Annotated in this window: 16 protein-coding genes; 5 read left to right on the top strand and 11 right to left on the bottom strand. The window is 62.3% G+C overall.

Going from position 1 to position 19,653, the window contains the following annotated elements:
* Positions 1-55: 55 nt before the first annotated feature.
* From MMS95_RS08065 to MMS95_RS08085, 5 genes are all read left to right on the top strand, one after another.
* A complete protein-coding gene (locus MMS95_RS08065) occupies positions 56-625 on the top strand; it encodes a DUF4865 family protein (RefSeq protein ID WP_242141558.1) in 570 nt (189 codons plus the stop codon).
* Between the two features lie 76 nt (positions 626-701).
* Positions 702-1,937, top strand: a complete 1,236-nt coding sequence (locus tag MMS95_RS08070) for an FAD-dependent oxidoreductase (RefSeq protein ID WP_021503942.1) — start codon at positions 702-704, stop codon at positions 1,935-1,937.
* A 68-nt stretch (positions 1,938-2,005) separates the two neighbouring features.
* On the top strand, positions 2,006-2,266 hold the full coding sequence (locus MMS95_RS08075) for a type II toxin-antitoxin system Phd/YefM family antitoxin (RefSeq protein WP_021503943.1): 261 nt from the start codon (positions 2,006-2,008) through the stop codon (positions 2,264-2,266).
* A 1-nt stretch (position 2,267) separates the two neighbouring features.
* Positions 2,268-2,573 carry a type II toxin-antitoxin system RelE/ParE family toxin gene (locus MMS95_RS08080; protein ID WP_021503944.1) on the top strand — a complete coding sequence of 102 codons (306 nt, stop codon included), beginning with the start codon at positions 2,268-2,270 and terminating at the stop codon, positions 2,571-2,573.
* A gap of 24 nt (positions 2,574-2,597) precedes the next feature.
* Positions 2,598-3,110 (top strand): GNAT family N-acetyltransferase, encoded by a 513-nt coding sequence (locus tag MMS95_RS08085; RefSeq protein WP_242141559.1) that lies wholly within the window; start codon positions 2,598-2,600, stop codon positions 3,108-3,110.
* A gap of 22 nt (positions 3,111-3,132) precedes the next feature.
* On the opposite strand, the gene MMS95_RS08090 is transcribed toward MMS95_RS08085, so the two are convergent.
* From MMS95_RS08090 to MMS95_RS08140, 11 genes are all read right to left on the bottom strand, one after another.
* Positions 3,133-3,645: a DUF2165 family protein gene (locus MMS95_RS08090; RefSeq protein ID WP_060432676.1), complete on the bottom strand. Its 513-nt coding sequence runs from the start codon at positions 3,643-3,645 to the stop codon at positions 3,133-3,135.
* A 118-nt stretch (positions 3,646-3,763) separates the two neighbouring features.
* Positions 3,764-4,462, bottom strand: coding sequence for an urea ABC transporter ATP-binding subunit UrtE (urtE, locus tag MMS95_RS08095; RefSeq protein ID WP_004939445.1), 699 nt, complete (start codon positions 4,460-4,462; stop codon positions 3,764-3,766).
* A 12-nt stretch (positions 4,463-4,474) separates the two neighbouring features.
* The gene (urtD, locus tag MMS95_RS08100; RefSeq protein WP_015377102.1) at positions 4,475-5,281 is read right to left on the bottom strand and encodes an urea ABC transporter ATP-binding protein UrtD; all 807 of its coding nucleotides are present in this window, start codon (positions 5,279-5,281) and stop codon (positions 4,475-4,477) included.
* Complete coding sequence (urtC, locus tag MMS95_RS08105; protein WP_031299706.1) at positions 5,278-6,354, bottom strand: urea ABC transporter permease subunit UrtC; 1,077 nt, start codon at positions 6,352-6,354, stop codon at positions 5,278-5,280. Before urtC ends, urtD begins: the two co-directional genes overlap by 4 nt.
* Positions 6,354-7,934 (bottom strand): urea ABC transporter permease subunit UrtB, encoded by a 1,581-nt coding sequence (gene urtB / locus MMS95_RS08110; protein WP_197795471.1) that lies wholly within the window; start codon positions 7,932-7,934, stop codon positions 6,354-6,356. Before urtB ends, urtC begins: the two co-directional genes overlap by 1 nt.
* A 56-nt stretch (positions 7,935-7,990) precedes the next feature.
* Positions 7,991-9,259: an urea ABC transporter substrate-binding protein gene (gene urtA, locus MMS95_RS08115; protein WP_015377100.1), complete on the bottom strand. Its 1,269-nt coding sequence runs from the start codon at positions 9,257-9,259 to the stop codon at positions 7,991-7,993.
* A 35-nt stretch (positions 9,260-9,294) separates the two neighbouring features.
* Complete coding sequence (locus MMS95_RS08120; protein WP_031299707.1) at positions 9,295-10,005, bottom strand: GntR family transcriptional regulator; 711 nt, start codon at positions 10,003-10,005, stop codon at positions 9,295-9,297.
* A 14-nt stretch (positions 10,006-10,019) separates the two neighbouring features.
* Positions 10,020-13,640: an urea carboxylase gene (uca, locus tag MMS95_RS08125; RefSeq protein WP_242141560.1), complete on the bottom strand. Its 3,621-nt coding sequence runs from the start codon at positions 13,638-13,640 to the stop codon at positions 10,020-10,022.
* Between the two features lie 2 nt (positions 13,641-13,642).
* A complete protein-coding gene (gene atzF / locus MMS95_RS08130; protein ID WP_242141561.1) occupies positions 13,643-15,472 on the bottom strand; it encodes an allophanate hydrolase in 1,830 nt (609 codons plus the stop codon).
* 255 nt (positions 15,473-15,727) lie between these two features.
* Entirely contained in the window at positions 15,728-18,871 is a 3,144-nt protein-coding gene (locus tag MMS95_RS08135) for a right-handed parallel beta-helix repeat-containing protein (protein WP_060558910.1), read from the bottom strand.
* 188 nt (positions 18,872-19,059) lie between these two features.
* The gene (locus tag MMS95_RS08140; protein ID WP_004939471.1) at positions 19,060-19,524 is read right to left on the bottom strand and encodes a DUF1456 family protein; all 465 of its coding nucleotides are present in this window, start codon (positions 19,522-19,524) and stop codon (positions 19,060-19,062) included.
* Positions 19,525-19,653: the final 129 nt, after the last annotated feature.

Genomic DNA, 19,653 nt, shown 5'->3' on the forward strand with positions numbered 1-19,653 from the left:
CTGATAAAGATGGCGTGTCACACTCTCCCGGTCAATGTCTTTGCGGAGAATCCTTATGCTCGCGATGCAATACCGTTTCACCCTGCCCGCCGATTACGACATGGCGATCGTCCGCCGCCGCATCGCCGATTTCGGCCATCGGCTCGACGCCTGCCCGCAGCTGATCGTCAAAGCCTATCTGTACGCGCAGCGCAGCGAAGGCAGCGCCGAAAATCTCTACGCTCCCTTCTACCTGTGGAACAGCAGCGCCGGCATGAACGATTTCCTGGCCGGCGAAGGTTTCAGAGGCCTCAGCCAGGCGTTCGGCTGGCCGCGCGTCAATCATTGGCTGCCGTGGCTGACGCATTTCGATCGCCCTCATCTGGCCGAGGCCACCTGGGCAACCTGTCAGGAACAGGCCATCATCCCCTACAGCGATCTCCCTGCGCTGCGTCGGCAACAGCAGGCGGCGCCCGGCGCGCTGGCCTCCATCGTGGCGTTCGACCCCGCCGAGTGGCGGTTAGTGCGGCTGGATTTATGGCGTGAACCGCCGCAGGCACGGCCGCAAAACGGCCAGCTGTTCCGCGTCGGCCATCTGTCCATCCCCTTTGACCACACTGCGCCGCGGGTTGACAGTCAAACTTGATATTGATAATCATTATCAACATTAAACATTCACTTGCGGCTCGCGGGATGCGTGCCGCTCTCCGGGGTCAACCGTCATGCCGTCATCACCGATCACACCTTACGCCACCACCTGCTGCATCGTGGGGGGCGGCCCCGCCGGGCTGATGCTCGGCTATCTGCTGGCGCGGGCGGGGATCGACGTGACGGTGCTGGAGAAGCACGCCGATTTCCTGCGCGATTTTCGCGGTGACACCATTCACCCGTCGACGCTGGAAGTCATGCATCAGCTGGGTCTGCTCGACGAACTGCTGACGTTGCCGCACCAACGCGCGGAATCCCTGCATGCCGAAGTCGCCGGACGCGACATCAAGCTGGCGGATTTCAGCCGCCTGCCGACGCGCTGCAAATTTATCGCCTTTATGCCGCAGTGGGAGTTCCTCAACTTTTTGGCCCAGCAGACCGCCGCCTTCCCCAACTTCAGGCTGCTGACCTCAACGCAGGTTCATGAGCTGCTGTACGACCGCGGCCAGGTGTGCGGCGTGCTGGCCGATACGCCGGAAGGCCCGATCCGCGTGCGCAGCCAGTTGGTGGTCGGCACCGACGGCCGCAACTCGGTGGTGCGCGAACAGGCGGCGCTCAGCAGCCGATCCTTCGGCGCGCCGCGTGACGTCTTGTGGATGAAGCTCAGCAAGCAGCCGGGCGATCCGGCCTGGTCGATGGGCCACACCGGGCCGAAACAGAACTTCATCATGATCGATCGCGGCGACTACTGGCAGTGCGGTTACTCGATCGATAAAGGCAGCTTCGATGCGATCCGCCGCAGCGGGCTGGAGAAATTTTTACTGCACCTCGCCGAGGTGGCGCCGTTCCAGGACGATCGCCTGCAGGAGATCGTCGAGTGGGATCAGGTCAAACTGCTGAGCATTCGCATTGATCGTCTGGATCGCTGGGCCAAACCGGGGGTGCTGTGCATCGGCGACGCCGCGCACGCCATGTCGCCGATCGGCGGCGTGGGCGTCAACCTGGCGATTCAGGACGCGGTGGCCGCCGCCAACGCCCTGATCCCGCCGCTGCGCCAGCATCGGCTGCAGCTGAAGCATCTGCTGAGCGTGCAGCGCCGGCGCGAATTCCCCACTCGCGCCATCCAGTTTTTGCAGATCAAAATGAGTCAGCGTAAGCCGGGTCAGCGCCGCGCCGCCGGCGGCTCGCGCCTGATCGCCCGCGTCGGCAACAGCCGCTGGCTGCCGCGCCTGTTCGGCCGCATCATCGGCCTGGGTTTTCGCCGCGAAACGCCGCGGCATCTGTCCAACGAAACCTGCCCGCCGGAATAACATTGGTGATTTTTTCATCGCGCCGTATAATGATTGAATCGAACGATTTAATTAACTGGAGCGATTAAATGTACGCACTCACCGCGAACGAGGCCAAAACCCAATTCGGCGATTTGCTGCTCAAGGCGCAGCGTGAACCGGTGCAAATCAATCGCAACGGCAAACCGGTCGCCGTCGTCATGTCAGTAGAAGATTACCAGACGCTGGAAGATCTCAAATTACGCGCGCTGCAGCAAAAAATCGCGCAGGCTACCGCCGAGGAAGACGCCGGTAAGGCGGTAGACGGCGATGCCTTCTTCAACCGTCTGCTCACCGATGAAACCGACTGAGATGCCCGCGTTTCGCCTCACCCCGCAGGCGCAACAAGATCTGCTGGCTATTCGCCATTTCACCGTCGAGCACTGGGGCCAAGCGCAATCTCGCCGCTATCTTGAGCAGTTGAGAGAGGTCATGCATCATCTGGCGGATATGCCGGAAGCGGGTAAGGCCCACTTTCACGATCTGGGCGAAGAGATACGCAGTTTTCCTTACGCCAGCCATAGGATCTATTACCGCAGCCGCCCTGCCGGCATCACCGTTCTTGCCATTCTGCATCAGGCGATGGTGCCCCACCGGCATCTGGAACAACGGCTGTAATTTTTCTTACTCAAAGGGGCACTCATGTTCACCGTCCGTCAGGCATTGCTGGAAGATTTAACCCTGGTGCGCGATATCGGCATCCGCACCTATCACGCCCACTTCGGTGAGCTGTGGCGCTACCCGCACGAGCTGGAGGCCTTTCTGGCGGAGGATTTTTCCGTCTCCGCGCTGGACCAGACGCTGCGCCAGCCGGACGTGTGCTGGCTGTTGGCCTATGAGGATGACGCCCTGGTCGGCTATGCGCGGGTGAACTTCGACAGCCTGCTGGCACCAACCGAACAAATCGGCGCAGAGCTGCAGAAAATCTATTTCCTGCCGGGCCATGCCGGCAACGGCTATGGCCAGCACCTGTTCGAACAGGTGCAGCAGCGGGCTATCGACCGTCGGCAAAAAACGCTGTGGCTGGAGGTGCTGCAACGCAACACCGGCGCCCAACGTTTTTATCAGCGCCAGGGATTGAGCATGTGTGGCGAGACCTGCTACACCAGCGCCCAGGGCTCGATAGGCATCTGGTATATGAGCAAGGCGCTGTAACCGCGCCCCGCTCCGCCGCCGTTTAGCGCGGCTCCCGCTGCAGCATCAGGAACAGCAAGGCAAACGCATTGGGCGCCAGGTAGATCAGCGCCCCCAGCTGCACCGCCAACGGATCCTTCTTGGCCTGCCAGGCCATAAACCAGTCGCCGGCGACCACCATAAAGCCGACGCCCCACACCGCGATCGCGCAAAGCGCTCCCAGCATCGCCCAGGCTTTGCCCTTGGCGAAGGCGGCGTAAGGGCCTTTCAATCGCCCGATCATCAGCACCACGCCCGCGGCCGCGAATAGGCCGGCCAGCGTTTCCAGCGCGGTGATGACCGCCAACCCCAACATGCAGGCCCAGTCGGCGCGGATCGCGCGCCACATCAGCCCCGGCGTTTGATAGGTATCCTGCATGGCAAGCAGCGGCCCGACCGCATTGCGCGCGGTGCCGGCGAAATCCGCCGTATTGTTCAACAGGCTGAACAGCCCCCACAGGGCCGGAAACAGAGACAGGACGATGCAACCGAGGCGTGACACAGTGATTTCGTTCATGATGATGTTAGCTATCCATGGCAAGGGATTAATAAAGAACGTCTTTTAGATTAATCCATAACATCAGCAAGGAAAAACAACGGCACGACTTTCAGACATGCGGCTCCCATTTTTTCGTTCAAATCGCCACCAGCCCGCGTACGCCGTCCTGTTCCATATTGCTGCCGGCGCCGCGCTGCACGATGCTGCCGCGCGACATCACCAGATAGCTGTCCGCCAGATCGGCGGCGAAGTCATAGAACTGCTCCACCAGCAGGATCGCCATATCGCCGCGCGCCGCCAGCTGTTTGACCACTGCGCCAATCTCCTTGATCACCGAAGGTTGGATCCCTTCCGTCGGTTCGTCGAGGATCAACAGCTGCGGCCGGCAGGCCAGCGCCCGACCGATCGCCAGCTGCTGTTGCTGCCCGCCGGAGAGATCGCCGCCGCGCCGATCCTTCATCTGCCGCAGCACCGGAAACAAATCATAGATCGGATCCGGCACCGCGCGCGCGTCGGCGCCGGAAAAGCGCGCCAGCCCCATCAGCAGATTTTCCTCCACCGTCAGGCGCGGGAAAATCTCCCGCCCCTGCGGCACATAGGCGATGCCCGCCTGCACCCGCTGATGCGGCTTTTTACCGGTGATGGCTTCGCCCTGCCAACGGACGCTGCCGCTGCGCGCCGGGATCAGCCCCATCAGGCATTTCAGCAACGTGGTCTTGCCCACGCCGTTGCGCCCCAGCAGGCAGGTCACCTCGCCGATGCGCGCCTCGAACGACAGGCCGCGCAAAATGTGGCTGCCGCCGTAAAACTGATTCAATTCCTCTACCTGCAGCATGATTACGCCTCCTCAGCGCCCCAGATATACCTCAATCACCCGTTCATCGGCCTGCACCTGCGCCAGCGATCCTTCCGCCAGCACCTGTCCCTGATGCAGCACCGTCACGCGATCGGCAATGGTTTCCACAAACCCCATGTCGTGCTCCACCACCATCAGCGAATGCTTGCCCGCCAGCTCGCGGAACAGTTCGGCGGTGTAGTCGGTTTCGGCGTCGGTCATGCCGGCCGCCGGCTCGTCGAGCAGCAGCAGGTGCGGTTCCTGCACCAGCAGCATGCCGATCTCGAGAAACTGTTTCTGCCCGTGGGACAGCAGCCCGGCGGGCCGGTGGCGCTCATGCCCCAGCCGCAGGGTCTTCAGCATCTCGTCGATGCGGTCGCGCTGCTCGCTGCTCAGGCGAGCGCGCAGGCAGGCCCACACCGACTTGCGGGTTTTCTGGGCGATCTCCAGATTTTCGAACACCGTCAGCGCCTCGAACACCGTCGGTTTTTGAAACTTGCGGCCAATGCCGGCGTGGGCGATCTGCATCGGCGCCAGCCGAGTCAGATCGACGGTCTGGTCGTAAAACACCCTGCCGCTGTCCGGCCGGGTTTTGCCGGTGATCACATCCATTAGCGTGGTCTTGCCGGCGCCGTTGGGGCCAATCACGCAGCGCAGTTCGCCGACGCCAATGCGCAGCGACAGATCGGTCAGCGCGCGAAAACCGTCGAAGCTGACGTTGACGTTGTCGAGCTGCAGCACCGGATCGGTTTGCTGCCGGTATTTGTCCGCCGGCAGCGGATGGGTAAACAGTTCGTCGGTCACTTGCATCGCCTTCATGAGGTTTTCCTCCGCCGCAGCAGGCCGATCACTCCTTTGGGCAGAAACAGCGTGACGACGATAAACATCAGGCCGAGGAAGAACTGCCAGTATTCGGGAATGGCCATGGTGAACCAGCTCTTGGCGCCGTTGACGATGCCGGCGCCGAGCAGCGGCCCCACCAGCGTGCCGCGCCCGCCGAGCGCCACCCAGATGGCGGCCTCGATCGAGTTGGTCGGCGACATTTCGCCGGGGTTGATGATGCCGACCTGCGGCACATAGAGCGCGCCGGCCAGCCCGCACAGCACCGCCGACAGCGTCCAGACGAACAGCTTGAAGCCCTTCGGGTCGTAGCCGCAGAAGGTCAGGCGGTTTTCCGCATCGCGCACCGCGGTCAGCACCCGGCCGAATTTGCTGCGCGCCAGGGCAAAGCCGATGGCCAGGCTGGCGGCCAGCAGCAGCACCGTCGCCAGGAACAGCGCCACCCGCGTGCCGGCGGCGGTGATGGGAAAGCCGAGCAGCGTGGTGAAACCGGTAAAGCCGTTATTGCCGCCGAAGCCGGTCTCGTTGCGAAAGAACAGCAGCATGCCGGCATAGGTCAGCGCCTGGGTCATGATCGAGAAATACACCCCTTTGATTTTCGAGCGAAAGGCGAAGTAGCCGAACAGGAAGGCCAGCAGGCCCGGCACCAGCACGATCAGGCACAGCGCCCAGGCGAAATGCTGGGTGCCGCTCCAGAACCACGGCAGCTCATTCCAGGAGAGGAACGCCATAAATGCCGGCAGCCCGTCGCCCGCCGCCTGCCGCATCAGGTACATGCCCATGGCGTAGCCGCCGAGCGCGAAGAATAGCCCGTGGCCGAGCGACAGCAGCCCGGCATAGCCCCACACCAGATCGAGCGCCACCGCCACCACCGCGTAGCACAGGATCTTGCCCGCCAGCGTCAGGGTATAGGTGGACACCGCCAGCGGATGATCCGCCGGCAACAGCGTCAAGAACGGCATCACCAACAGCGCCAGCAACGCCAGCGCGCCGATGCTCAACGCCAGCCGGGGCGCTTTCTGCACGCCGGTTACGGTCAATGGTTGGCTCATCAGTCAATCACCCTGCCCTTGAGGGCGAACAGCCCCTGCGGACGCTTTTGAATAAACAGAACGATCAGCACCAGGATCAGGATCTTGCCCAACACGGCGCCGATCTGCGGTTCGAGGATCTTATTGACGATGCCGAGGCCGAAAGCCGCCGCCACCGTCCCCGCCAGTTGGCCGACGCCGCCGAGCACCACCACAAGGAACGAATCGATGATGTAACCTTGCCCCAGCTCCGGCCCGACGTTGCCCAACTGCGACAGCGCCACCCCGCCGAGCCCGGCGATGCCGGATCCCAGCCCGAAGGCCAGCATGTCCACCCGGCCGGTGGGCACGCCGCAGCAGGCGGCCATCGCGCGGTTTTGCGTCACCGCGCGCACGTTCATGCCGAGCCGGGTCTTGTTCAGCAACAGCCAGGTCAACGCCAGCACCAGCAGCACGAACGCGATCACCGCGATGCGGTTCCACGGCAACACCAGATTCGGCAACAGCTGCACGCCACCCGACAGCCACGCCGGGTTGGCGACCTCGACGTTCTGCGCGCCGAACAGCACCCGCACCAGCTGGATCAGCACCAGGCTGATGCCCCAGGTGGCCAGCAGGGTTTCCAGCGGCCGGCCGTACAGGTGGCGGATCACCGTGCGTTCCAGCGCCATGCCGATCCCGGCGGTGATGGCGAACGCCACCGGCAGCGCCGCCAGCGGATAGAGCGCCAGCCACTGCGGCGCAAACTGTTGAAACAGCCCCTGAACCAGATAGGCCGAATAGGCGCCGAGCATCAGCATTTCGCCGTGCGCCATATTGATGACGCCGAGCAAGCCGTAGGTGATCGCCAGACCGAGCGCCGCCAGCAGCAGGATCGAACCGAGCGACAGGCCGCTGAACGCCTGGCCGAGCAGATCGCCGATCATCAGGCGGTGCTGCACGCGCTGCAGGCTGCGTTGCGCCTCGGCGCGCACCGCGGCGTCCGGCTCATTGGCCGCGTCGGTCAAGGCTTGCAGCCGCGCGCGGGTTTCCGGCTCGCCCGATTCCCCCAGCAGCCGCACCGCATTGAAGCGCACCTGCGGGCTGGCGTCGGTCAATTGCAGGTTCGCCAGCGCAATGCTCAGCGCGTCGCGTACCTGCGGGTCTTTCTCCTGCGCCAGCCGCCGGGTCAACAGCGGCAACTGCTCGCCCTGCGCCTCGCGCTGCAGCGCGGTCGCCGCCTGCAGCCGCACCGCAGCGTCCGCACTGACCAACCGCTGCGCCGACAACGCGTTGGCGATCAGAATGCGCAGCCGGTTGTTCAGCCACACCTTCTTCGGCTCGCCAACCGGGGCCGCCTCACCTTCAAGCGGCAGATAGCGGTCGCCCTGGCGGATAAAGGCGCGTTTCGCCTCGTCGATCGCCACGGTTTCCTGCTGCAGCCCCTGCAGCAACGGCAGACGCGCAGGATCCGGCTCGGCCGCCCACGCCTGCAGCAGTTTGGCCTGCTGCGCGCGAGTGGCCGCCGCGAACTCATCGGCCGGCCCGGCCTGCGCCAGCAGGGGCCAGGCGCACAATAGCCACAGCCCGGCGCGCAGAGAGGATAAAAACGGAGATTGCATCAGCTGCCTCTTCTGTTGGGCCGGCGCGCGTCGAGCCGCGCCGGCGCTGAGTGACGTTACTTGCCGCCTTTCACCGGGTAATCCGGTTTTTTGTCGTTGCCGGCGATATACGGGCTCCACGGCTGCGCACGCACCGGCGCTTCGGTCTGCCACACCACGTTGAACTGGCCGTTGCTCTCGATCTCGCCGATCATCACCGGTTTGTGCAGGTGGTGGTTGGTTTTGTCCATGGTCAGCGTGAAGCCCGACGGCGCGGCGAAGGTTTGCCCGGCCATCGCCGCGCGCACCTTATCGACGTCGGTGGTGCCGGCCTTTTCCACCGCCTGCGCCCACATGTGCAGGCCTACGTAAGTGGCTTCCATCGGATCGTTGGTCACCGCGGTGGCGTAATTCGGCAGATTGTGCGCCTTGGCGTAGGCTTTCCACTGGCTGACAAACTGTTTATTGGTCGGGTTATCCAGCGATTCGAAGTAGTTCCAGGCCGCCAGGTTGCCCACCAGCGGTTTGGTGTCGATGCCGCGCAGCTCTTCCTCGCCGACCGAGAAGGCGATCACCGGCACGTCGGTGGCCTTGACGCCTTGGTTGGCGAGTTCTTTGTAGAACGGCACGTTGGAATCGCCGTTGATGGTGGAGATCACCGCGGTGTTGCCGCCGGCGGCGAACTTCTTGATGTTGGCGACGATGGTCTGGTAATCGCTGTAGCCGAACGGCGTATAGACCTCTTCGATATCCTTGTCCTGCACGCCTTTGCTGTGCAGGAAGGCGCGTAGGATCTTGTTGGTGGTGCGCGGATAGACGTAATCGGTGCCCAACAGGAAGAAGCGCTTGGCGCCGCCGCCGTCCTCGCTCAGCAGGTATTCCACCGCCGGGATCGCCTGCTGGTTCGGCGCCGCGCCGGTGTAGAACACATTTGGCGACATCTCTTCACCTTCGTATTGCACCGGATAGAACAACAGTCCGTTCAGCTCCTCAAACACCGGCAGCACCGACTTGCGCGACACCGAAGTCCAGCAGCCGAACACCGCCGCCACCTTGTCCTGGCTCAGCAGCTGGCGCGCCTTTTCGGCGAACAGCGGCCAGTTGGAGGCCGGATCCACCACCACCGGCTCCAGCTTTTTGCCGAGCACCCCGCCTTTGGCGTTGATCTCGTCGATGGTCATCAGCGCCACATCCTTCAGCGGCGTCTCGGAAATCGCCATGGTGCCGGAGAGCGAACTCAGAATACCGACCTTGATGGTGTCGGCGGCCTGCGCGCTCCAGGCCAGGCCCATGCCGATCGCGGCGGCGGACAGCGCAAAAGCTTTGATAAAACGACGACGTTGCATAGTTCAAACTCCTGATGTGTGTGAAATCAAAATCGTTACGCCGAGCGCACAGGCTGCTGAGCCCGCGCCTGGTGCAACATGTGCAGCGTTATTTTTCGTACCTCTGCCTTGCTGACGGCGATATGCTCGCCGAGCAGCGTTTGCGCCGCCCCGCTTTGCCGCTGCAGGATCGCCTGCAAAATGGCGGCGTGTTCGCGGTAGGTGGCGTCCACCCGCGCCTGCTGGGTGAAATCCAGCCGGCGAATGATGCGGATTTTTTCGGTCAGTTCGCGGTGAATGCGCGCCATTTCGCCGTTGCCCGCCGCGGCCACTAACGCCTGATGAAACTGCTCATCGTGCTGCGACACCGCCTTGCCGTCCGCCAGGCGCGGCGCTTCGGCCCAAAAACGGCTCAGCGCCGCCAGCGCGCCTGGCGTTTCCCCGGCCGGGCGTTCGCACAGCCGTTTCACCGCCTCTTGTTCCAGCACGATGCGCAGGTCGTACAGCTCTTCGAAGTAGGCGAAATCGAACGGCCGCACCTGCCAGCCGCTACGAAACAGCACCTCGACATAGCCTTCGCGCTCCAGCCGAAACAGCGCCTGGCGCACCGGCGTGCGGCTGGCCGCCATGCGCTGCGCCACCTCGCTTTCGCTGAAGCGATCGCCCGGCAGCAGGCGAAACTCGAAAATGTCGGCCTTGAGCTGCAGATAAATGCGCTCCGCCAGCCCCTCCGGGCGCGCCTTGTGCTCTCCGTTGGTGATTTGCATCATCGCTTCTCCGTTCAGACCGCCTTTTCCAGCCACAGCAGGGCGTCGCCCGGCCCGACCGGCCGCCCCTGCCGGCAGCTGATGCGCTTAACGATCCCGGCGCGCGGCGCGGTGACCGCCAGCTCCATTTTCATCGCCTCGACCACGATCAGCGGCTGCCCGGCCGCCACCGCCTGCCCCGGTTCCACCAGGATCTTCCACACGCTGCCGTTCAGATCGGCGCTGACCAGATCGCCGTCGATGGCGTCTTCTTCCTCCGGCGGCAACAGCTGCGCCTCGGCCTCGTCGTCATCGCTGCGCCAGCGCGCCACTTCGGCGCTGAACGCCTGCTGCTGGCGATGCTGGAAGTCGGCGATCGCCCCGGCGTTGTCGGCCAGGAAACGGGTGTAGGCGGCGAAGTCGAACTCGCTCTCGTCGATGCGCACCTGCATGCGCCCTTCGCGGAACGCTTCGCGCTGCTCGTCCAACTCATGCTCGCTGACCGGGTAGAAGCGCACCTGATCGAAAAAGCGCAGCAGCCAGGGCTCACCGGCGGTGAACTGCGGGTTTTTGAGGAATTTGTTCCAGATCGGCAGCGTGCGCCCCACCAGCTGGTAACCGCCCGGCGAGTCCATGCCGTAGATGCACATGTACATGCCGCCGATGCCGACCGTCCCTTCGGCGGTATGGGTGCGCGCCGGGTTGTATTTGGAGCTCAGCAGGCGATGGCGCGGATCGAGCGGCACCGCGCAGGGCGCGCCGAGGTACACGTCCCCCAGCCCGAGGATCAGGTAGCTGGCGTCGAACAGAATGTCGCGCACCTGCTCGCGTCGGCTCAGGCCGTTGATGCGCTGAATGAAATCGACGTTGTTCGGCAGCCAGGGCGCCGAGGCGCGCACCGTCTGCTGATAGCGATCCACCGCCCCCAGCGTGGCCGAATCCTCGAACGCCATCGGCAGCCACACGGTGCGCGTCGGCACCTTCAGGCGGCTGACGTCCCCCAGCGCCCGTTCGCGCGCCAGCAGGCGCTGCAGCAGGTCGGCCTGGCTAATCTGCCGGCTGTCGTAGCGGATCTGCAGCGAACGCACGCCCGGAGCCAGCTCCGCCACGCCCGGGATCGCCTCCTGCCGCAGCGACTGCATCAGCAGATGAATGCGCAGGCGCAGCGCCAGATCGAGCACGTTGTCACCGTACTCCATCAGGATGTAACCGTCCCCCGCCTGGCGATACGCCACCGCCGGGCGCCCCTCCGCCGCCGGCAGCGCTGCCAGTACCGCGGCGGAAACGCTGTCCGCCGGGGCCAGATCCGGCGGCGGCAGGGTGATGGCCTTCACCGCCGCCAGCGCTTCGATGCTGCCAAGCTGCGCCTGCTCCAGCGACTGCGCCTGCCGGAAGCCGATCGGATGGAACCGGATGCGGTCGCCCGGCTTCACCTGCCCCACTTTCCACAGTTCGGCCTTGGCAATGGTCACCGGGCAGACGAAGCCGCCGAGGCTCGGCCCGTCGCGGGTCAGGATCACCGGGAAGTCGCCGGTGAAGTTGATCGCGCCGATGGCGTACTCGCAGTCGTGCACGTTGGAAGGATGCAAACCGGCCTCGCCGCCGTCCTCCCGCGCCCACTCGGGCTTCGGCCCCGCCAGGCGCACGCCGAGGCGGTTGGAGTTGTAATGCACCTGCCAGTCGGTGGCGAAGAAGGCCTCTATCGATTCAGCGGTGAAAAAGTCCGGCGCGCCGTGCGGCCCGTACAGCACGCCGATGTGCCATTGATCGCCGTAGTGCGGGATCAGGCTGTCGTCCATCGCCTGCGGCGCGGCGATCGGCGCCGGCGTGGTGCTGGCCGCCAGCGCCGGTTGGGCGATCGCCAGCATGTCCGCCACGCGCAAGGTGCGCCCGGCGTGGCCGCCGAACTGCCCGAGCGCGAAGGTGGAGCGGCTGCCGAGGTACACCGGCACGTCGAAGCCGTTACGCACCGCCAGATAGGTGCGGCAGCCGTGCGTAGCGCGCCCCAGCGTCAGCACCTGCCCGGCCCGCACCGTAATCGGCCGCCAATACGCAACCGCCTCGCCGTCCAGATCGGCCGGGCAGCTGGCGCCCGTCAGCGCGATGGTGGCGTCGCAGTGAAAGCGCAGCGTCGGCCCCTGCAGGGTAAACTCCAGCCCGGCCGCCGCCGGGTGGTTGCCGACGATGCGGTTGGCCAGCCGAAACGCGAAGTCGTCCATCGGGCCGGACGGCGGCACGCCGATGTCCCAATAGCCGAGGCGGCCGGGATAATCCTGCACGCTGCTGTAGGTGCCGGGTTGCAGCACTTCGAGGCAGTGCGGCTGGAAACGCAAATCGTCCAGCAGGCGCGTCCAGACGTCGCCGCGCTGAAATTGCGGCGTGGCGATCACCTGCCGCAGATAGTCGAGGTTGGTGGCGATGCCGTGCAAACGGGTCGCCGCCAGCGCCACGCGCAGTTTTTCCAGCGCCTGCGCCCGGTCAGCGCCGTGCACGATCAGCTTGGCGATCATCGGGTCGTAAAACGCCGAAACTTCGCTGCCGGTCGCCACCCAGCCGTCGAGGCGCACGTCGTCAGGGAAATGCACCTCGGTCAGCACGCCGGGGCTGGGCTGGAAGTTTTTCAGCGGATCTTCGGCATAGAGGCGCACCTCGATCGCCGCGCCCTGCGGCGCGCGGCGCAATGCCGCCCAATCCAGCGCATCGCCCGCCGCCACCTGCAGCATGCATTCGATCAGATCCAGACCGGTGACCATCTCGGTGATCGGGTGCTCTACCTGTAAGCGGGTGTTCACTTCCAGGAAATAAAACTCGTCGCGCGCGGCGTCGTATATGAACTCCACCGTGCCGGCGCTGCGGTAATTCACCGACTCGCCCAGCGCCACCGCCGCCCGATGCAGCGCCTGGCGGGTCGCCGCCGGCAGATGCGGCGCCGGGGTTTCCTCCACCACCTTTTGGTTGCGGCGCTGCAGTGAACAGTCGCGCTCGCCGAGCGCCGCCACCTGCCCCTGGCCATCGCCGAAAATCTGCACCTCGACGTGGCGCGCCCGATCGACGAAGCGTTCGATAAAGGCGCCGGCGTCGCGGAAGAACTGCTCCCCCAGCCGTTTGACGCTGTCGTACGCGTCGCGCAGCGCCGCCTCGTCGTCACAGCGCGTCAGGCCGATGCCGCCACCGCCGGCGGTGCTTTTCAGCATCACCGGGTAGCCGATGCGCGCAGCGGCGGCGACCGCCTGCTCAACGTTCTCCAGCAAGCCGGTACCCGGCGTCATCGGCACCCCGGCCAACGCCGCCAGCTCGCGCGCCCGGTGCTTGAGGCCGAACTCGCGCATCTGCGCCGCCGTCGGGCCGATAAAGGCGATGCCGGCCGCCTCGCAGGCTTCGGCAAACTCGGCGCTCTCGGACAAAAAGCCGTAGCCGGGGTAGATCGCCTGCGCGCCGGTGGCGGCGGCGGCCGCAAGGATCTTGTCGATGCGCAGGTAGCTGTCTGCGGCCTTGTCGCCGCCGAGCGCCACCGCCCTGTCGGCTTCGGTGACGTGCGGCGCATTGCGGTCAGCGTCGGAATAAACCGCCACGCTGGTGACGCCCAGGCGTTTCAGGGTGCGAATGGCGCGGCAGGCAATTTCGCCGCGGTTAGCGATCAGTACGGTAGTAAACATGTTCATGCTCCCTTAACGCTGGCGAGATAGTCGCGCCAGCCGCCAAACTCAGTGATATCCATGGCGCCTTCCAGCGCCCAGGCTTCGCAGATAAACCCCTTCACCCGCCGGCCGTCCGCCAGCAGAAGTGTGCCGATGCCCAATGGCGTCGGGATTTCCGCCACAAACTCGCCGAAACGGGCCAGCGGGATGTCCCACAGCTCTACGCGGATCGCCGCCCCCTGCGCCGCGCGCGCCAGCCCCGGCTTCGGCGGCTCGGTATCGGCCAGCGCGTACAGGCGGTAACAGGGAGCGGTAACGGTTTGCTCTACCCACACCGCGTCGCGCTGCGTCAGCTGGGCGTTGAGCGGCATGCCGCTAAGGTGAGCGCCTACTACCGCCAGACGCACGTGTCCCGAAGACGGGGCCAGCGCCGGCTGCGGCGGCAATGCCCGGCCGATAGCGCCGAGCGGCAAGGCGCTTTGCCGTTGCCAGCGCAGGCCAAACGCCGCCAGCGCCCGGTCATGCCAGGCGGGCGCAATCAGGGTGATGCCCGCCGGCAGGCCGTCTTCGCGCAGCGGCCCCGGCAGCGCCAGCGCGCTCAGATCGGCCAGGTTGGTGAAATTGGTGTAAGTGCCGAACTGCGAATTGAACAGCACCGGTTCCTGCGCCATCTCCGCCAGGGTGCGGATAGTGGGCGCGGTCGGCACCACCAGCGCGTCGAACGGCGCCAGCCGCTGGGCGATCTGCCGCGCCAGCTCGGCGCGCAGGTATTCCGCCTTGTAGGCGTCGCAGGCGCTGTAGCCGAGGCCGTTGCCAACGATGCCGCGCACCACCGGATCGATGGCCTGCGGGCTCGCTTCCAGCACCTGCTCAATCGCCACGGTGCGCTCCGCCACCCAAGGCCCGTAATACAGCTGTTCCGCCAGGGTGCGAAACGGCGCGAAATCGAGGGGTTCCAGCGTGGCGCCGCCCGCCTGCAGCTGCGCCAGCGCACGATGAAACGCCCGCTCGGCCTGCACGTCGCCGAAAAACTCCAGCTGGGCGGGAACGGCAAAACGCGGCGCGGCGGGGATATCCGCCGGCGCGGTATGCGGATCGGCACGAGAATACGGGTCTGCCGCGTCAAAGCCGCTCGCCAGCTCCGCCACCTGCGCGGCATCGGCCACCGTCAACGCGAAGACCGACACCGTATCGTTCAACCGGCAGGCCGGCACCACGCCGCGGTTGGACAACCGCCCTTTGGTCGGCTTCAGCCCGACGATGTTGTTGAACCCGGCAGGCACGCGCCCCGAACCGGCGGTATCGGTGCCCAGCGCGAACGGCACCAGGCCGCGCGCCACCACCGAAGCGGAGCCGGAGCTGGAACCGCCGCTGACGTAACGGCTGTCGAAGCTGTTGACCACCGCGCCATAAGGTGAGCGGGTGCCCACCAACCCGGTAGCGAACTGGTCGAGGTTGGTTTTACCGAGGGCGATCGCCCCGGCGGCGCGCAGGTGGGCGACCACGGTGGCGTCCGCCGCGGCCTGATAGGTGAACGCCGGGCAGGCGGCGCTGGTCGGCCAGCCGCCGACGTCGATATTGTCTTTGATGGCGAAGGGCACGCCGAACAGCGGCAGGCGGCTGAGATCGCCGGCGACCGCCTCGAGCCTCTGCGCGAGCTGCCGATACTGCTGCTCGCGCTGCGCCGGCGTGGCGAGATACAGCCAGGCGTTATCGTCCGGGTTCAGGCCGGCGACCAGCGTTTCGATCGTCGCGCTGACGCAGGCGAGGCGCTCGCCCGCCGGACGAGTTTGATAATGGTGCTGCCATTCACTGAGGGTAAAACCGCACGCTTCAACAGGTTCGCTCATCGGCTGAATTCCATCTGGTACACAAGATGGGATCCAACAGAGCAACCGTCGTGCCAATTTTTAATCTCATGATTTCAATAAATTATAATTAAAACTTATGACAGCGGCGGCAAACGGGCTGCACCAGCGGTGCGCAGCGGGGGAACAAAAAGAGTGCAATGGCGGGATGACGCAGAGGAAAAAAACGGGGCGGCGATACTCGCCGCCCCGGAAGGATGATATGGATAGGTCAGCCATCAGCCGCAAGTTCAGTACCTACCATGTGGTGAGCGCCACCCTTCTCCAGGTATTGGCCGCCGTGCAAACATAAAAGAATGCGGAGTCTGCCGACCATTGGCCTATTTTACCGGGCGCAACGGCCGAAGCGGGGACGGCAACTCTGACACCTACGGGATCTCCGTTCACGTTCGCTGAATCATAAATATTCAACACTTTTATGTGGCCAGAGGAGAATTGGTTATTCGGCCCACCAATAGGGTAAGCGCCGTTACCGGCAGGATAAACGCCATTGTCAGCGACCGTTAACTGCTTAGTGTACAACCCGCTCCATTTGAATGAGGGCTGTCCTAAGGCGGTCGCGATATCCTTCTGCGGCGAAAAATCAGCAGGGGAGATGGATACGCCGCTGCTGGTCGTATTGTTATTCGCGCCAAGCGTAAACTTAGGTGCAAAACTAATGAAAGAAGCCCCGTCCTGAGCCAACCTGACGCCCGGTTCAAACCCCTGAAGGTTATTGCCTGGAGAAATACCGCCAAAGTAATGATAGTTGGTACTTCCCCCTCTGGCTGCATAGAACAGGTTATCGGAGTCGCCCTTGATGCCATGGAAAATCGCCGGATAAGCGCCATTACTGGCCCTGTCCGCCAAGGACCACGGAAGCTGCCTTGGAGCCATATCGGCGATTGCCGCGTTGGCGAATCTTGTCGTATTGCTCATCATGTTATCAAACACAAATGCCGCCGCAATGCCGTTTACCGGCTCTGCCGCCACATTGTAAGTGGTAGTACTCACGTTATAGAAACCGCCTCGACATTCAAAAGTGCTTCCATCACTCTGAAGAATGGCTTCACCTTCGCAAGTAAACTGCCCCAGGATGTTATCGGTGTTGGTCCGGGTGAGTTTGATCGCCGTTGCGCCGACGCCGCCGAACAGGTGGATATAGCAGAAACCGTTGTACCAGGTTGCTCTGTTGGCGTTTCCTCTCAGCTCCAGCCCCACGCCGGCATCCGTATTTGTGCCGCCATCGCCCGGATTGCCGGAAACTTTGATCTGACATTGAATTTCATGGAACCCCACGCCGTGGAAGGAGCTATCCCCGCCATTGCTTTCCATCAAGATGTTCGACAAGCCACGGTGGAACCGGCAAGAGTGAAAACTGACGAACTCGGTAAACGCACCGGCATAGCCGTTCAACAGATGTAGGTTCACAAAAAACTTCATAATCAGCAATCTTTCATGCCGCATGAAGCAGGAACCATTAATCCGATAGCCGGTGCCCGTATATAACGCGCCCTTGGCCGGCGTAATCGTCAGGTCGCTGATATATCTGTTGGTATGGATCCCGGAACCGCCTTTCGACTCAAAACACGCATGATCATTAGACGTCGGCTTAAAGAAGAATTTTGTACTAATCCAATTTTCACCCTCTATCGCAATGCCTTTATCTCCGGTGTAGTTTTCCCCCCCTAAATTTAACGTATCCGTAATGTAATAGTTGCCGGCAGGCACATAGAGCTTCTTGCAGCCTTGGCTAATCGCATAAGCGATAGCCTGTTTAAACGCCTGCGTATCATCCGTACCAACGCCAGCGGTATCATTCCAATCACCCTTCGCGCCGAACATCTGCGGGGTAATGTGGGCCACGCCTTCATTCGGGAAGGAGTACTGAATGAGTTGATTGCCCGTCACCCCAGCAATCGTAGAGAGAATAGGTTTAAAAGCGCAATCCCAGGCGTTCTTGCCAATAAGGGTCGTTTCGTCAAATTCCCCGCCTAACTCCAGCGCCCGAGCAGGCGCAGCCAGTTTAATCACATTCCCTTCAATAATGGCGTTTTTCCCATTCAAGAAACGGATATAACCAAACCCAGAGTCCGTCACCCGATTGCCGGAAAACACCGTACGGTCGCCATACAACTTGATCCATACCTGACTGGCGCCCCATCCGGAGTTGGTTATCTTATTGCCGGTCATCACGCAGCTATTAGCGAACAGGGCAACCTTGCAGTTATTGATAATATTGCCTGAAAGGGTCGCCTCCGTTGCGGCAATGCCATTGAAGGCCGACGTCGTGGAGGTACCACAGAAATTTAAAAAGTTATCTGCGATAACAGACTCCGTGACAGAAATATCATTGTTACCATGATAATCGATGCCATTCTCAACGGTATCCTCAACGTGATTCCCGATGATTCGGGAATTATTCGTAGGAATTTTGGTGGGGTTATTTACTAAGGAATAGTCTATCTGAATGCCGAACCTTTCGATCGTCTTGATGTAGTTATTAGAGATATTAATGTCACTGATTCCACCCAGCGCGATGCCATAGCTGGTATTAACAATATGGTTATTGGCAACGGTCAGGTTAGTAAATGAATGAGGCGTGCCGGTCACCTCGTTATTGAGCGTCACCCCGCCCCCTCTTTGCGTGTGCCCTGCCCCTGCCGGTTTCGCAGGCTTGTGCCCATCGTGAATATGATTGTTCACGATTAAGATGTCATAAGCCTCTCTGTTCACACCCGTTTTCAGCAGGATCCCATCACCCTGGTGATTCGTCAGCTCGTTATTCTGGATCGTAATATGGCGGCCGCCACGAACCGCGATAGGTTCCTCTCCCAAATCTTTAAGTAAATTGTTCTCAAGGGTAACTGACGTACAGTCAGAAAGGCCCAAAGCATCAGTATGCATACTGATGACACAATTTCTCACGGTGAAGTTTTCACAACGGGTGAAAGCCATGCCGGTACACGCGCGTGTGGCATACCACCAAATAGGATCTGTATCTTTCTGAGTCACCTTTCTCGTAATCCTCAGATCTTCCACGATGAAATTCGACTGTTCAACGGTATTAAAAATGTTGATTTGAGGCGTATCGTCATCCAGGTGAATTTCACCACCGCCATAAATATGGCAGTTGCTGGGGATCTGCAGAGGCTGCCAAGCCGAACCCAACGTCAACCGATAGACATTCGCCATTCTGACCTGGCGTTTTTTCATCGATTTAGCGGCGTCAATCGCCACTTTAGCGAACATGGCGCTAACAGCATCTCGATCATCGGCCAGGCCATCGCCTACGGCGCCAAACTGTTCAGGGGTATATTCAGCGAATTCGCCGCCGTCATTGACCTGAGCTGCGGTATTTTTTGTGTTGAACTGCGGATCTTCTTTTGACATTTGAGCCATTGAATTACTCCTCTGGATTTTACGTTTCAATCGACATTGAACGAACCCTGGAAAAGTAACCGGATGGGAGGCACGCCCTCCATCGATGACGGATGGCTGAGGGCCTGTACAACAACGGCGGGCGGGAGAGCGGCAATAAAAAAGGCGCAACCTTGCGATTGCACCTGATGTTCGGTGAACGCTGCGCGTTACTCGCCGCGAACGCGCTGCGCCAGCCCTTTGAGGAAGTAGCGCAGCATCTGATCGCCGCACGGGCGGTAGTTCTTGGTGCCCTCTTTGCGGAACAGCGCGCTCAGCTCCGGCTTGGAGATGCGGAAATCCACCGCGGTGAAAATCTGGTGCATGTCGGTGTCTTTCAGCTCGAACGCCACGCGCAGCTTTTTCAGCACCAGGTTGTTGGTGATCGGCAGCTCAACCGCCGGCGCCGGGAACTTGTCGTCCTTGCCGCGTTTGAAGAACACCAGGCCGTTGAGGAAGTGCGCCATCACTTCGTCCGGGCACTTCTCGTAGCCCGGCTCGCCTTCTTTGATCACGTAAGCGTCCATCGCCGACACCGCCACCTCGAAATCGTCCAGTTTGATAATCTCGACCATTTTGGCGTTGTTAATGCTCAGCATATAGCGCACGCTGCGCAGCACGTCGTTGTTCATCATGGGATTGCATTGCCTTTACTTGTCTAACGGGGACGTGCGCATTGTAAAAAAATGCCCCATACCCAAAATAATTGGAGTTGCATCGCGGCGGCAAATTTGTAAGCCCCCGGAGCATAGTTAACTATGTGA

Origin of the sequence: Serratia sp. PGPR-27 (genome assembly GCF_022678525.1) — a bacterium.
GTDB classification, from domain to species: Bacteria; Pseudomonadota; Gammaproteobacteria; order Enterobacterales; family Enterobacteriaceae; genus Serratia; species Serratia nematodiphila.

Bases quoted from the DNA above. Each gene is read 5' to 3' on its own strand.
- MMS95_RS08065 (WP_242141558.1), top strand. From the start codon at position 56: ATGCTCGCGATGCAATACCGTTTCACCCTGCCCGCCGATTACGACATG.
- MMS95_RS08070 (WP_021503942.1), top strand. From the start codon at position 702: ATGCCGTCATCACCGATCACACCTTACGCCACCACCTGCTGCATCGTG.
- MMS95_RS08075 (WP_021503943.1), top strand. From the start codon at position 2,006: ATGTACGCACTCACCGCGAACGAGGCCAAAACCCAATTCGGCGATTTG.
- MMS95_RS08080 (WP_021503944.1), top strand. From the start codon at position 2,268: ATGCCCGCGTTTCGCCTCACCCCGCAGGCGCAACAAGATCTGCTGGCT.
- MMS95_RS08085 (WP_242141559.1), top strand. From the start codon at position 2,598: ATGTTCACCGTCCGTCAGGCATTGCTGGAAGATTTAACCCTGGTGCGC.
- MMS95_RS08090 (WP_060432676.1), bottom strand. From the start codon at position 3,645: ATGAACGAAATCACTGTGTCACGCCTCGGTTGCATCGTCCTGTCTCTG.
- urtE (WP_004939445.1), bottom strand. From the start codon at position 4,462: ATGCTGCAGGTAGAGGAATTGAATCAGTTTTACGGCGGCAGCCACATT.
- urtD (WP_015377102.1), bottom strand. From the start codon at position 5,281: ATGAAGGCGATGCAAGTGACCGACGAACTGTTTACCCATCCGCTGCCG.
- urtC (WP_031299706.1), bottom strand. From the start codon at position 6,354: ATGAGCCAACCATTGACCGTAACCGGCGTGCAGAAAGCGCCCCGGCTG.
- urtB (WP_197795471.1), bottom strand. From the start codon at position 7,934: ATGCAATCTCCGTTTTTATCCTCTCTGCGCGCCGGGCTGTGGCTATTG.
- urtA (WP_015377100.1), bottom strand. From the start codon at position 9,259: ATGCAACGTCGTCGTTTTATCAAAGCTTTTGCGCTGTCCGCCGCCGCG.
- MMS95_RS08120 (WP_031299707.1), bottom strand. From the start codon at position 10,005: ATGCAAATCACCAACGGAGAGCACAAGGCGCGCCCGGAGGGGCTGGCG.
- uca (WP_242141560.1), bottom strand. From the start codon at position 13,640: ATGTTTACTACCGTACTGATCGCTAACCGCGGCGAAATTGCCTGCCGC.
- atzF (WP_242141561.1), bottom strand. From the start codon at position 15,472: ATGAGCGAACCTGTTGAAGCGTGCGGTTTTACCCTCAGTGAATGGCAG.
- MMS95_RS08135 (WP_060558910.1), bottom strand. From the start codon at position 18,871: ATGGCTCAAATGTCAAAAGAAGATCCGCAGTTCAACACAAAAAATACC.
- MMS95_RS08140 (WP_004939471.1), bottom strand. From the start codon at position 19,524: ATGATGAACAACGACGTGCTGCGCAGCGTGCGCTATATGCTGAGCATT.